The organism is Microbacterium sp. CGR2, assembly GCF_003626735.1.
Taxonomy (GTDB): Bacteria; Actinomycetota; Actinomycetes; order Actinomycetales; family Microbacteriaceae; genus Microbacterium.
This window is the reverse complement of sequence record NZ_RBHX01000001.1, coordinates 420888-433767: the sequence shown is the minus strand read 5'-3', so window position 1 is coordinate 433767 and position 12880 is coordinate 420888. Positions and strand designations below refer to the sequence as shown.

15 protein-coding genes are annotated in these 12880 nt (G+C 67.2%); 9 read left to right on the top strand and 6 right to left on the bottom strand.

Annotation, left to right across the window (positions count from 1 at the left end):
• Window positions 1–31 precede the first annotated feature (31 nt).
• Window positions 32–538, top strand: a complete 507-nt coding sequence (locus D7252_RS02300; RefSeq protein WP_120773915.1) for a hypothetical protein — start codon at window positions 32–34, stop codon at window positions 536–538.
• Between the two features lie 83 nt (window positions 539–621).
• Here the strand turns inward: D7252_RS02300 and D7252_RS02295 are convergent, their stop codons facing one another.
• The gene (locus D7252_RS02295; protein ID WP_120773914.1) at window positions 622–1032 is read right to left on the bottom strand and encodes a RidA family protein; all 411 of its coding nucleotides are present in this window, start codon (window positions 1030–1032) and stop codon (window positions 622–624) included.
• Window positions 1033–1105: 73 nt separating this feature from the next.
• Between D7252_RS02295 and D7252_RS02290 the strand changes: the two genes are divergently transcribed.
• A complete protein-coding gene (locus tag D7252_RS02290) occupies window positions 1106–1483 on the top strand; it encodes a helix-turn-helix domain-containing protein (RefSeq protein WP_259461033.1) in 378 nt (125 codons plus the stop codon).
• 24 nt (window positions 1484–1507) lie between these two features.
• On the opposite strand, the gene D7252_RS02285 is transcribed toward D7252_RS02290, so the two are convergent.
• The 3 genes from D7252_RS02285 to D7252_RS02275 all read right to left on the bottom strand — a co-directional run bounded on the left by D7252_RS02285 (window position 1508) and on the right by D7252_RS02275 (window position 3336).
• On the bottom strand, window positions 1508–1834 hold the full coding sequence (locus D7252_RS02285; protein WP_120773912.1) for a hypothetical protein: 327 nt from the start codon (window positions 1832–1834) through the stop codon (window positions 1508–1510).
• A gap of 144 nt (window positions 1835–1978) precedes the next feature.
• The gene (locus tag D7252_RS02280) at window positions 1979–2182 is read right to left on the bottom strand and encodes a hypothetical protein (RefSeq protein WP_120773911.1); all 204 of its coding nucleotides are present in this window, start codon (window positions 2180–2182) and stop codon (window positions 1979–1981) included.
• Between the two features lie 83 nt (window positions 2183–2265).
• On the bottom strand, window positions 2266–3336 hold the full coding sequence (locus D7252_RS02275; RefSeq protein ID WP_120773910.1) for a LacI family DNA-binding transcriptional regulator: 1071 nt from the start codon (window positions 3334–3336) through the stop codon (window positions 2266–2268).
• Window positions 3337–3717: 381 nt separating this feature from the next.
• Here D7252_RS02275 and D7252_RS02265 point away from each other — a divergent pair, with 381 nt between their 5' ends.
• Window positions 3718–4254: an alpha/beta hydrolase gene (locus D7252_RS02265; RefSeq protein ID WP_120773908.1), complete on the top strand. Its 537-nt coding sequence runs from the start codon at window positions 3718–3720 to the stop codon at window positions 4252–4254.
• Between the two features lie 21 nt (window positions 4255–4275).
• Here D7252_RS02265 and dinB read toward each other — a convergent pair whose 3' ends face one another.
• Together dinB and D7252_RS02255 are read right to left on the bottom strand one after the other, a co-directional pair.
• Entirely contained in the window at window positions 4276–5475 is a 1200-nt protein-coding gene (gene dinB, locus D7252_RS02260) for a DNA polymerase IV (protein ID WP_120776752.1), read from the bottom strand.
• A 224-nt stretch (window positions 5476–5699) separates the two neighbouring features.
• On the bottom strand, window positions 5700–6719 hold the full coding sequence (locus D7252_RS02255; protein ID WP_120776751.1) for a LacI family DNA-binding transcriptional regulator: 1020 nt from the start codon (window positions 6717–6719) through the stop codon (window positions 5700–5702).
• 125 nt (window positions 6720–6844) lie between these two features.
• Here D7252_RS02255 and D7252_RS02250 point away from each other — a divergent pair, with 125 nt between their 5' ends.
• Genes D7252_RS02250 through D7252_RS02225 form a run of 6 tightly spaced genes read left to right on the top strand, consistent with a single transcriptional unit; the run spans window position 6845 to window position 12878 of the window.
• Window positions 6845–8080, top strand: a complete 1236-nt coding sequence (locus D7252_RS02250; RefSeq protein WP_120773907.1) for an amino acid ABC transporter substrate-binding protein — start codon at window positions 6845–6847, stop codon at window positions 8078–8080.
• Between the two features lie 10 nt (window positions 8081–8090).
• Window positions 8091–8975: a branched-chain amino acid ABC transporter permease gene (locus D7252_RS02245; protein WP_120773906.1), complete on the top strand. Its 885-nt coding sequence runs from the start codon at window positions 8091–8093 to the stop codon at window positions 8973–8975.
• A complete protein-coding gene (locus D7252_RS02240) occupies window positions 8959–10101 on the top strand; it encodes a branched-chain amino acid ABC transporter permease (RefSeq protein ID WP_251050574.1) in 1143 nt (380 codons plus the stop codon). The genes D7252_RS02245 and D7252_RS02240 overlap by 17 nt, the downstream gene beginning before the upstream one ends.
• Window positions 10098–10862: an ABC transporter ATP-binding protein gene (locus tag D7252_RS02235; RefSeq protein WP_183055143.1), complete on the top strand. Its 765-nt coding sequence runs from the start codon at window positions 10098–10100 to the stop codon at window positions 10860–10862. The genes D7252_RS02240 and D7252_RS02235 overlap by 4 nt, the downstream gene beginning before the upstream one ends.
• Window positions 10852–11631 carry an ABC transporter ATP-binding protein gene (locus D7252_RS02230; protein ID WP_183055142.1) on the top strand — a complete coding sequence of 260 codons (780 nt, stop codon included), beginning with the start codon at window positions 10852–10854 and terminating at the stop codon, window positions 11629–11631. Before D7252_RS02235 ends, D7252_RS02230 begins: the two co-directional genes overlap by 11 nt.
• Before the next feature lie 41 nt (window positions 11632–11672).
• Window positions 11673–12878, top strand: a complete 1206-nt coding sequence (locus D7252_RS02225; RefSeq protein ID WP_120776748.1) for a Gfo/Idh/MocA family protein — start codon at window positions 11673–11675, stop codon at window positions 12876–12878.
• Window positions 12879–12880: the final 2 nt, after the last annotated feature.

Genomic DNA, 12880 nt, shown 5'->3' with positions numbered 1-12880 from the left:
CTACGGACTCGCAGACGGAAGCACTACGTGAATGGGTTCGGCGGTCCGGTCGCGCCCGGAGCACCTCGCGCTCGCGCTCGTCGGCATCGACGTCTACCGCGAGGGCGTCCAGCTCCGGGTGGAGCGGCGCCTCCGCCGAAACGGCCTCCCCCTGACCGAGTGGAACCAGCTGTGCGGGACTTTCATGGGGTACATGTCGCAAGGGGGCCTCGTCGACGTGGCCGGTCGACTGCGATTCGGCGCCGTGCTCGCAGACGGCGAGAAGGTCGTGACCGACCCGTCCCCGTGGTTCGGCGGCGTCGACCCGATGGTCGAACCCGATGGGCACACCCTCAGCCGTCGGGAGCAAGGAGGCGGCGGAGGAGGGAGCACGTACTCCTCGGCGGACCACCTGTGGTTGTGGCCCCTTCCGCCGGCCGGGGCGATCGAGCTGGTCATGCAATCGCCGGCACTCGGCATCGCCGAGACGCGTGTGACCATCGACGCGAGCATGGTGCCTGAGCTCGCGGCCCGCGCCCGACCCTTTTGGGAGCAGTGACGAAACCGCTGGTCGAAGTCGGTCTTGCGTCCGTCGGGCGGGCCGCGCCCACTCGTAGCCCGCTCGGCCCGGGCGTCGCGGCCTCAGTCCGTGACGGCCGTGGCTTCCACCTCGACGAGAACGTCGGGCTCGAAGAGATAGTCGACGCCGATCAGAGATGCCGGCGGCATCGGGAGCGGAAGTCCGACCTCCGCCGCCACGGAGTCCACTCCGGCCATGAAGTCCCCGATCTTCTCAGGGCTCCAGCCGGTGACGTAGAAGGTCAGGCGCACGACGTCGTCGAAACTCGCGTCCGCGCTCGCTAATCCGGCATGGGTGTTGCGCAGCGCCTGCGCCACCTGGCCGGCAAGATCGTCCGAAGCGACGTGCGCGCCGTCGGCGAGTCGAGAGATCTGCCCCGAGACGTGGACGTGCCGGGTGCCGGTCGCGACCGCGACGTGGTGGTACGGGACGCCCTGCATCAGCGCGGCGGGGGAAGAAAGATGAACGGTCATGGCTGCTCCTCGAATAGGTGAGTACCTCATGACTACCTGGTATCCCGCGGGAACTTCAACGAGACTAGGGGGCGTGACGGATACCACCACAGACGATTTTCGCGAACTCGCCATCGCTGCTGCGCACAGGGAGCTGCTCGATCAAGTGCTCGACAAGTGGTCGCTCGCAGTATTGAACGAGCTGTGCGTGCGGCCTCTGCGATTCAGCCCACTCCGGCGCGCTATCCCCGCCGTCACCCAGAAATCTCTGACCGCGACCCTGCGGCGCCTCGAGCGCAACGGCATCGTCGAGCGGGAGGTCGTCGGCACGCGCCCGATCGCCGTCGAATACCGGATCACGCCGCTGGGAAAGACTCTCAGGGGTCCGATCGACGCGATCCTCGAATGGGCGGACACACAGATGCCTCTGATCGAGGACGCACGCCGTCGGTTCGACGACGAGACGGTGTAGGCAGACGGGCGCCGCGGCGGCGCCTCAGTCGACGTCGGGCGTCGGGTTTTCAGGAGCCTCCATCGGCAGGCTTCTCGGAGACTCCACGTTGCGCGTCAACTCCTTCAGCTGCCGGACCAGTTCCTCATCTTCGAGCTCGGGGCCGTGACCAGGGGTGGACTTCGCGACGATCTGGCTTGCCGGCCCGATCAGGAACTTCGCCCTGGCTATCGAGCCGTCTTCTTCGCGAACCGGAATCTCGACCACCTGCGCGTGATTCTCTTCCCCCAGAGCGCGACTGTAGTTCAAGAGCGCGTAGGCGATCTCGTCTCCGGTCAGATATTCGTCTCCGGCGTACATGATCGTCTGCATATCTCCGTTCTAGAACACTGCAGATCCCTTGACACGCCCCTTGCCTCGGCGCCCGACAGTTGGTAAACGGGAAGGACGCAGAGCCACGGCCAGTGCTGGGTCCGTCGCTCGCCGTCGCGACCGTGCACAACGGCGGGGTCGGGCTCAACGGGAGGTCGGCGGGAGCTTGTCGACGCCGTGACGATTCGGCTTGTCCGGCTCGGCAGCCGTGTCGGGCGACGCGTGCGTGGTCCCGGTCGGAGGCTCCGAGGTCGGGTAGTTCGGCTCTTCGATCTCGATCGCTTTATCGCGCTCGTCGAGCGGAGGCAGGTGGTCAAGCGGTTGTTTGATGTCGTCGGGGTGTGCCATGTCGCCAGGTTTCCGCGTGATGCGTCGGGCAGCCAGGGGGTTGTCAACGCGCCGTCGATGTGGTTGCGGCGCTGCCCGGATGCTCAGTCAGCGAGCCGAGGCGAGTGCAAGCTCGCGGCGAGACGACCACGCGTCGAATCGCGGACGACGAGCTCCGTGGGGAGCGACTGCCGCGCGGGGGCTTCTCGGCCGTCGAGCAGGGCGAGCAGAACGCTCGCCGCGGCGACGCCTTTGCCGTGAGTGTCCTGACGCACGGTCGTCAGCGCGGGAGACACGCGTGCCGCCAACGGGTTGTCGTCGAAGCCGGCGACCGACAGGTCGTCCGGCACGGAGATGCCGCGCGCGGCGGCCTGATCGATGACCTCGATCGCGGCGAGGTCGGAGAACGTGAGCACGGCGCTCGGCGGATGATCGAGCATCCGCCCCATCCGCGCCCGCAGCGTGTCGTCGATGGTCGATGTGGGAGTGCCGACGACACGCGGGCGGAGGCCAGCCTCCGTCAGTGCCCGGCCCCATCCCGTCAGGCGACCCGCGATGGTCGGCTCCGCTTCGGCGATATGGGACGGCTCGAGGAGCTCATCGTCGACATCGACCGTGGTGACGACGAGCACGACGTCCGCATGCCCGAGCTCCGCGATGTGCTTGGCGGCGGCGTACGCACCGCCCTCATCGTCGATCTGCACCAGCGGGACACCCTCGATCGGTGTTCCTTCGACCGAAACCAAGGGGATCTGTCGCTCGAGCAACATCGAGACCTCGGCGCTGCGAGGCGTGCAGGAGAAGATGATCGCGGCATCCATCGCGACATCGCGGACAGGCACGACACCACTGCGCGACTCCGTGTGCAGCAGGACGAGTGAGTACCCGGCATCGGCCAGCTCGCCCGCCACCGCACCGACGAACCCCACCGCGACATCATCGGTGAATGCATCGCGGGGCGATTCCGTGAGCAGCATGCCGATCACCCCGGTGCGCCCGCGCGCCAGCGCGCGAGCGGAGGGATCCGGACCTGAGTAGTTCAGCCTCTCGGCCGTCTTCAGGATCCGCTCGCGGAGCTCGGCGGAGAGCTGGTCGGGGCGGGAGAATGCGTTCGACACCGTCATCCGGCTCACACCGACCTCGTCGGCGACCGTCTGCAGCGTGACGCGTGCCATCGCACCTCCCTGGTCCATTGTGCCCTGCCTTTCAGGTGACCTGGGCGGGCGAAGGGCACGCACAGGGCGCAGCAGGTTCGATGGCACGCGCTGCGCGCCGGAGCGCTGCAGCGAAGGCGATTCGGATGCGGTCGCGGGTCGCCCGTCGACGTTGGGTGGCATAGTGCCTCGTGCGGTCGGACAGCGCCTGACGTCTGCGCGCTTCTTGCAGAGAGTGCGTCCGCGAAGATGCGCGACGATTCGTCTCGTCGAGGACTGCGATCACCATATGTTCCATCGTCCTACCCTTTCTGTATCGGTACAGAGGCCACGGTACTGTACCGGTATAGAAGCCGCAAGGGCACATCAGTGCAGACCGCTCCAGGCGGTTACGATCAGGCGATGACCAAGAACGCGATCATCTTCCACGGCACCGGCGGGAATCCTGACGCGGTGTGGTACCCGTGGCTTGACCGCACGCTGACCGGACGGGGCTACCGCGTCGAGCGTCCGCACCACCCCGGCATCAACGTCGAGCCGATCGCAGAGTTCCTGCCGACGGTGCTCTCCGCCCACGACTTCGACGCCGAGACGGTGCTTATCGGACACTCCGGCGGCGCCGCATTGCTGCTCGCGCTCGTGGAGAACCTCCAGGCCCCGATCGCCCAGACCGTCCTGGTCGCCGGATATGCGACGCAACTCGGCGACTCCGATGAGCCGGTGTTGCAGAAAGAGTACGACTGGGGCCGCATCCGTGCCCTCGGCGGTGACTTCGTCTTCCTCAACTCCGTCGTCGACCCGTACGGCTGCGACGCCGACCAGGGGCGGCTGATGTTCGACCATCTCGGCGGCACCCAGATCATTCGCAACGACGGTCACTTCGGCGATCACGACCAACCTTTCGACACGTTCGAGCTGCTGGATCGACTGATCCGCTGAGGGTCCGAAGGACCGTCGCGGTCACTCGTGCTCGGGCAGCACGGGGGAGGACCAGCCTGGGTCGCGCCCGAGTTGAGCCGCGCGGGCGACGGATGCCGAACCGAAACGATCGCGTACGGCATCGAGCACCGTGTCGATGCGTTCCCCGTCGTCATCCCAGTCGATCGGAAGTTCGGGCTGCACCTGATCGGCGCGATCGAGATGCGAGAGGGAGATGCCGATGAGGGTGATCCCACGCTCCGTGATCTCGGCCTGTGCGGCAGCGAGCAGCATCCGCGCCATCCCGAGAAGGACTTCCGTGCGATCCGTCGGCATGCGAACGGTGCGCGACCTTGTCGCTTTCGAGAAGTCACCGTAGCGGAGCCGTAGCACCACGGTGCGGCAGACTCGGCCACCGTCGCGCAGCCGCTTCGCCAGCCGATCGACGATCTGCGTGAGGATGAGGTCGAGCTCGTCGACCGACCGCGGTCTGCTTCCGAGAGCGCGCTGCGACCCGATGGACCCGCGGCGGCGCGTCGTGTCGACCGGGCGCGGGTCGCGCAGGCGGGCGAGCGCGTGCAGGTGCCCGCCCACCGCCTTGCCCAGGATGCGTTCGGCGGTCGCCGCTTCGAGTTCCGCGAGCTGACCGACGGTGCGGATGCCGAGCCCGTGAAGCTTTTCGGCTGTCACGGCCCCCACGCCCCAGAGGCGCTCGACGGGCAGGGGCAGCAGGAACGCTTCTTCGCGCTCGGGCGCCACCACGAGCAGGCCGTCGGGTTTGCTCACCGCGCTCGCGACCTTGGCGAGGAACTTGGTGCGCGCGACTCCGACCGAGATCGCGAGCCCGACATCGGTGCGCACTCGCTCGCGCAACCGCATCGCCACCTCCTCAGGCGTGCCCGCGAGTCGTCGCAGACCGCCGACCTCGAGGAAGGCTTCGTCGATCGACAGGCCCTCGACCAGTGGTGTCGTGTCACGGAAGATGGCGAACACATCGCGGCTGGCCTGGGAGTAAGCATCCATCCGCGGCGGGACGACGACCGCGTCCGGGCACAGCCGAAGTGCCTGACGCCCACCCATCGCGGTGCGCACTCCGCGGGCTTTCGCCTCGTAGCTCGCCGCCAGGACGACTCCACCGCCGACGATGACGGGTCTGCCTCGCAGCGCCGGCGAATCGCGCTGCTCGACCGAGGCGTAGAACGCATCGAGGTCGGCGTGCAGCACGGTGGCTTCTCCGTGCATCGCGCCTCCCGTCGTCGAGGAGATCGTCGCACGCACCAGGGACATCCCGGCCGCTTCTCGGTCGTTGAGCGAGGAGCGCAGCGAGGACCCCCCGCGGTCGTCGAGCGAGGAGCACGGCGACGAGACGAAACGCCGCTCAACGACGGAGGGGTGGGGCGTTTCGTCTCGCTTCGCTCGCTCAACGAGCGAGTGGCGGGTCCGCTCAACGACCGAGGGGGGCTGGCTCAGCGAGCGGGGCGGGGCGGACCGGAGGATTGCCGCACGATGAGCTCGTGCGTGGTCTCGATCGTCCGCGCCTCGTCGCTCGCGGGGCGGAGGATGAGCGAGACGGCGTGCTGGCCCATGTCGAACATGGGGATGCGTGCCGTGGTGAGCGCCGGAGCGACATCCGCCGCGACGGCGATGTCGTCGAATCCGACGACGGAGACGTCCTCCGGCACGCGGATGCCGTGCTGACGCAGTTCGCTCAAGATGCCGATCGCCATCGCGTCGTTGAGGCCGACGATGGCGGTGAGGTCGCGGTCGAGCAGCTCGCGCGCTCCGGCGATGCCGCCCTCGCGGGTGAACGCCTGCGACACCACGGTCAACTCCACGTCGGCATCGCTCGTGCCTTCGCGCAGTCCCGCGATGCGGTCGGAGACGGTGTTGAGTTCGAGCGGGCCCGCGACGACGCCGATGCGGCGGTGTCCGAGTTGAGCCAGGTGCTTTCCGACCGAGGCGCCGGCGCGGTGGTTGTCGGGCAGCACCGAGTCGACGGGAAGGTGGTGGCGACCGATCACGGCCGCCCGCCCGCCCGCCATCGTGAACTCCACGAGAGCGTCGGCCATCCCCTTCTCATTGCTCGCGTCGGCGTAGCCGGAGCCCGCGATGATGATCGAGCCGATTCGCTGGCGAAGCAGTGCCTTGACCTGCGTGAGCTCGCTCCCGGGGGTCCGCTCGGCCTGGGCGATCTGGACCGACCTGTTCTCGAGCGTCGCGCTGCGGATCACCCCGCTGGCGATGTCGGCGAAGTAGGGGTCGCCGATCTCATGGACGACGAGGCCGATCGTGGGCACCAGGCCGCCGGCGAGCCCGCGCGCATGCATGTTCGGTTCGTATCCGAGCTGCTGCGCGATGCGACGGACGTGTGCGGCCACTTCGGGGGATATGCCAGAGCCCCCGGTGATCGCCCGCGATGCGCTGGCCAGGGACACGCCTGCGGCCTCGGCCACGTCGATGAGTCGCGGCGCACCTTCACGCTTCACGAAACCTCCCCCTGCGAGCAAAATCGACGCGGATGGCGTTGAGGGTTGCTCTCGTTCCTTAGCGCAACTATAGTGGCGGAAGCGCTTACGAAAGCGCTTTCGCTACGATGACGTAGGAGACTCGGATGACTGCACCCCGACACGGTCGACGGATTGCCGCGGCGATCGGATTGGTATCGATCGCCGCACTCACGGTTACGGCCTGTTCCGGAACCGCCGGCGAGGCAGAAGGGGGTGGCACCGACGACCCCATCGTCATCGGCATCTCGCTTCCGCTCACCGGCGACTTCTCCGAACCGGGCAAGGGTGTCGAGCGAGGCTATGAGGCCTGGCGCGACATCGTCAACGAAAACGGGGGGCTTCTCGGCCGCCAGGTCGAACTGAAGATCCTCGACGACCAGTCGAACGCCGATCGGGTCGTCTCGGATTACGAGTCGCTGATCGCACAAGACGGCGTCGATCTGGTGTTCGGCCCCTTCTCGACCCGACTGGTGGTGCCGTCCGCCCGCGTCGCGCAGGAGTACGGGATGCTGTTCGTCGAGCCGGCCGGAGCCGCCGAAGAGGTCTTCGAACAGGGATTCGACAACCTCTTCTACGCCGCACCCGCCATCGCGAACGACCACTACAACAACCTCGCCGACTACCTTCTCGCTCTCCCCGAGGGCGAGCGTCCCGAGACGGCGGCCGTCGCCGCGATGGACGACCCGTTCGCACAGGGAACCGCCTACGGCCTCCGCGACAAGCTCGAGGAGGCGGGGGTCGAGATCCTCGTCAACGAGGTCTACCCGCCGAACACCACCGACTTCTCCACCATCGCGGCGAAGATCGCGCAGTCGGACGCGGACATCGTGATCGGCGGCACCCAGTATCAGGATGCGGTCAACCTGATCATCGCCCTCCAGCAGCTCGACTATCAGCCCGAGCTCGCCGCCTTCTCGACCGCACCCACGAACCCGGAGTTCGCGGCAGCGATCGGCGGCGCGACCGAGGGCATCCTCGCCCCCACGGGCTACTCGCCCAAGTCCGAGTTCCCCAGCAACGTCGAGTTCGTCGAGAAGTACACCGAGATGCACGGCAATCCGCCGTCGGAGGACGAGGCGAACGCCTACACCACCGGTCAGGTCGTGGCGGCGGCGGTCGAGGCCGTCGGCTGCGCCGAGCAGGGTGAGTGCCAGCAGGAGCTCATCGATTGGCTGCGCGACAACGAGGTCGAGACCGTGGTCGGACCGCTCAGCTGGGATGAGACCGGCAAGCCCACGGGCGCGCACCTCATGCAGCAGTGGATCGACGGCGAGATTCTGATCGTCCTCCCCGAGGACGTCAAGGAAGCCGACTTCCTCTTCCCGAAGCCGGCGTGGTGATCCGCACATCGTGAGTGGAGCACTGCTGCTGCAAAGTCTGATCCTCGGCATCCTGCTGGGAGGGCTCTACGCCCTCCTGGCGGCCGGGCTCACCCTCTACTTCGGAATCATGCGCGTCGTGATGATCGCGCACTCCGCCTTCCTCATCCTGGCGGCCTATCTGGCCTGGTGGTTCAACCAGCAGACGGGCATCGACCCCCTGGTGTCGCTCATCGTCACGGTGCCGCTGTTCTTCGTGACCGGCGTCCTGATGCAGCGGCTGCTGGTGTCGAGGCTGAAGCCACTCACGCTGACCATGATGTCGGTGCTGCTCACCTTCGCCGTGGCGCTGGTGATCGAGGGGACGCTCGGCTTCCTGTTCACCGGCACCCAACGCCGCATCCCTCTGCCGTACGCGAGTGAGAGCCTGAACTTCTTCGGTGCCCAGGTGCCGGTCGTGAAGCTGATCGCGTTCGGACTGGCCGCTCTCGCTCTCGCGGGGCTCTTCGTCCTCCTGAAGTACACGAGGTTCGGACAGGCCCTCCGCGCGACCATCCAGCATCCCGAGGCTGCGCGACTCGTCGGCATCAACACCGACCGCGTCGCCGGCTACGGGTTCGGCCTGGGGCTCGCGACGGCGGCGATCGGCGGCACTGCGCTCTCGCTCGACGCCACGATCTACCCCTCGCTGCACTGGCACTGGATCGGCCCGCTGATGGCGATCATCGTCGTCGGCGGACTCGGCAGCATCCCCGGTGCCGCCATCGCGGCTCTCGTCCTCGGGATCGCACAGAGCCTGCTGCAACTTCCGTTGGGACCGACCTGGGCGCAGACGGTCTTCTACGTCGCACTGTTCGCGACGCTCATGTTCCGCCCGCAAGGATTCTTCGGAGGTCGTCTTGCCCAGCGTTTCTAGCAGAGAGCCGATCGCCACCGAGACGGTGGTGATCGCGCCGCCCGCACCTCGCAGGCGGCCCGCAGCGAAGTGGGTGACCATCGCGCTCCTGATCGTCGGAGCGGTGCTGGTGCTCTCTTTCCCCACCATCGCACCGAACCCGTACATCCTGTCCGCCGGGGTCGTGATCCTCAACTACGCCGTGCTGTCGACGGGGTGGAACTTCATGGGCGGCTTCACGGGATACATCTCCCTCGGTCACGCCGCCTACTTCGGACTCGGCGCCTACGGCACCGCGCTCCTGATCAAGTACCTGGCGCTCCCCGGATTCGTCGCGTGGATCGTCGCCGCGATCCTCGTCGCCGTCATCGCGATCCCCATCGGCATCGCGGCGCTGCGGGTGCGCGGTGCGTCGTTCGTGATCGTGTCGATCGCCTTCGTCCTGATCATGCTGCTGGTCTTCCAGAGCTGGCGCGACGTCACCGGCGGCTCCGAGGGACTGAACGTCCCGCGTCCGTTCCCCGACATGCTGCGTCCCGAGCACCACCGCGTCTTCTACTACCTGTTCGTGGCTCTCCTGGTCTTCGCGCTGGTCGTCTGGTGGATCATCGACCGGTCCAAATTCGGCACCGCACTGAAGTCCATCCGCGAGGACGAGGACAAGGCGCAGTCCCTCGGCGTCCCGACCACCCGGTACAAGCTCATCGCGTACATCCTCTCGGCGCTGTTCGTATCGCTCGGCGGCGGACTCTACGCGTTGTGGTTCGGCGACCTGGATCCGATCTTCCAGTTCTCCATCCTCATCGGCTCGTACATGGTGCTCATGGCCCTGCTCGGCGGAGTGCGCAACCTCTTCGGTCCGCTGCTGGGTGCGGTCGTGGTCGGCGTCGCACTCGAGTACTTCAAGCTCGAGTTCGGCGACACGCAGTTCCACCTCATCGCCACCGGAATCCTGCTCGGAGTCGTCGTCCTCTTCATGCCGGACGGCATCATCCCGGCGGTGAAAGGCCTGTTCACACGGTCGTCGAATGCGGCCTCCATCCGGGAGGTCACGGCGGGAGAGCTGCTCGAACAGAACGCCGTCCGAAGCGCCGCCCAGGAGTCCCCACGACGCACGAACGCGTCCGGAGAGGAGACGACATCATGAATGCTCGCACCGCACACGGCACCGTGCTGCAGGACAGCCTGAGCACGGTAGAGATGACCAAGTCCTTCGGCGGCGTCACCGCCGTGGACGCAGCATCGGTGACATTCCAGGAGGGGAAGGTCAACGGACTGATCGGGCCGAACGGCTCGGGCAAGACGACCTTCTTCAACTGCGTCACCGGCATGATCAAACCCGACTCCGGCGAGGTCAGATACCGCGGCCGCAGCATCACTCGGCAGTCACCCGACCGGATCGCGCGCACGGGGATCGGACGCAGCTTCCAGCTGTGCCGCGTCTTCCCGCGGATGACGGTGATGGAGAACCTGCTGGTGGCCGTGCGCAGCACGAGCATCCGCCAGCAGCTCCGCTCGGCGAACGACCCGGATGAACTCGAGCGAGCACGAGGCTGGCTGCGCCGGGTCGGCATCGATCACCTCGAGCACGCCGAGGCCCGCAACCTCAGCTACGGCCAGCAGAAGCTGCTCGAGCTGGCGGGGGTCCTCATGGGCGAACCCGACACGATCATGCTCGACGAGCCGGCCGGTGGCGTGAACCCCGCACTCATCGGGCGCATCGCCACCCTGGTGCGGGAGCTCAACGATGAGGGCAAGACGTTCATCATCGTCGAACACAACATGGAGATGGTCATGAGCCTCTGCGATCACGTCGTCGTGTTCGACCGCGGCCGTCCGATCGCCGAGGGCACCCCCGAGATCATTCAGCAGGATCCACGAGTTCTGGAGGCATACCTTGGAGTCTGAGTCGACGAACCTGCTGGAACTGCGAGACATCGAGGCCGGATACGGTCGCGCGGCACTGGTCCTCCGAGGCCTCACCGTCGTCGTCCCGCCCGCGTCCGTCGTCTGCCTCGTCGGGCCCAACGGGGCCGGAAAATCCACCGTGCTGAAGGTCGCCAGCGGGATGCTGAAGCCGCGTTCGGGCAGCATCCGCATCGATGGGCAGGACGTCACCGGGCACGGGCCGCAGCGGATGCTGGAGAACGGGCTCGCCCACGTCCTGCAGGGACACAGCGTGTTCCGCGAGATGACCGTCGGCGAGAACGTCATGCTCGGCGCCTTCACGGTCAAGGACCAGAAGGTGGTGCAGGAGCGCGTCGAATTCGTGCAGAACCTCTTTCCCATCGTGGGGGAGCGGTGGAAGCAGCTGGCCGGGCTCCTCTCCGGCGGACAGCAGAAGCAGGTCGAATTCGCCCGCTCGCTCATGGTGAGCCCCAAGGTCGTGCTCCTCGACGAGCCGTCGATGGGTCTCGACCCGAAGACGACGGCGAAGGTCTTCGAGCAGGTCGCCCGCATGCGGGACGCCGGCACCGCCGTTCTGCTCGTGGAGCAGAACGCACGCCGGGCCTTGGAGACCGCCGACATCGGCTGCGTCCTCGACCTCGGGCGGGTGCACATCTCCGGTCCCGCGCCGGAGCTGCTCGCGGACCCCACGCTCGCGGCGCTGTACCTCGGCGGGAAGCCGGCCACCACCGACGATGCCTCGGCGACCTCGCCGGGCACCGGCATCTGACGCGCACGCACAGAACACTCATGATCGAAGAACGGAACGAGATGTCAGTCACCACCACCGCCTCGACGCAGGTTCTCCCTCCCCCGGCGCTCCCCGCGACCCGCGAAATCGGCATCATCATGAACGGCGTCTCCGGTCGCATGGGCTACCGTCAGCACCTCGTGCGCTCGATCCTCGCGATCCGTGACGAGGGCGGCATCGAGCTCTCCGACGGCACGAGGGTCACGGTGACCCCGCTGCTGGTCGGACGCAACGAAGCCAAGCTGGCTGAGCTCGCCGAGCGCCACGGCATCTCCGACTACACGACGGATCTGGATGCTGCGCTCGCCGACCCCCGCTGGGAGATCTACGCCGACTTCCTCGTGACGAAGGCTCGCGCGGCGGCTCTTCGGAAGGCGATCGCCGCAGGGAAGACGATCTACACCGAGAAGCCGACGGCCGAGTCACTCGCGGAGTCTCTGGAGCTCGCGAGCCTCGCCCGCGACGCCGGTGTGAAGACCGGAGTGGTCCACGACAAGCTCTACCTCCCGGGACTGCAGAAACTCAAGCGGCTCATCGATTCCGGGTTCTTCGGCCGCATCCTGTCGGTGCGCGGAGAGTTCGGCTACTGGGTCTTCGAAGGTGACTGGCAGCCGGCGCAGCGCCCGAGCTGGAACTACCGCAGCGAGGACGGCGGCGGCATCATCGTCGACATGTTCCCGCATTGGAACTACGTGCTCGAGAACCTGTTCGGCGAGGTCAAGAGCGTGTATGCGCAGGCGTCGGTGCACATCCCGGAGCGGTGGGATGAGAACGGCGAACCGTACACCGCGACCGCCGAGGACGCCGCCTACGGCATCTTCGAGTTGGAGGATGGGGTTGTCGCGCAGATCAACTCCTCCTGGACCGTCCGCGTGCACCGGGACGAGCTCGTCGAGTTCCACGTCGACGGCACCCTCGGATCGGCGGTGGTCGGGTTGTTCGGCGCGAAGATCCAGCACCGCAACGCGACACCGAAGCCGGTCTGGAACCCCGACCTCGCCGACGACCACGACTACGACGCGGACTGGGCGGATGTCCCCACGAACGACGTCTTCAAGAACGGCTTCCGTCAGCAATGGGAGGAGTTCCTCGAGTCGTATGTGCTCGGCACGGACTACGAGTTCGACCTGCTCGCCGGTGCGCGCGGCGTCCAGCTGGCCGAGGCCGGGCTGCAGTCCGCGCGCGAGGGGCGCAAGGTCGACCTGAACCCTCTGACGCTGGACTGATC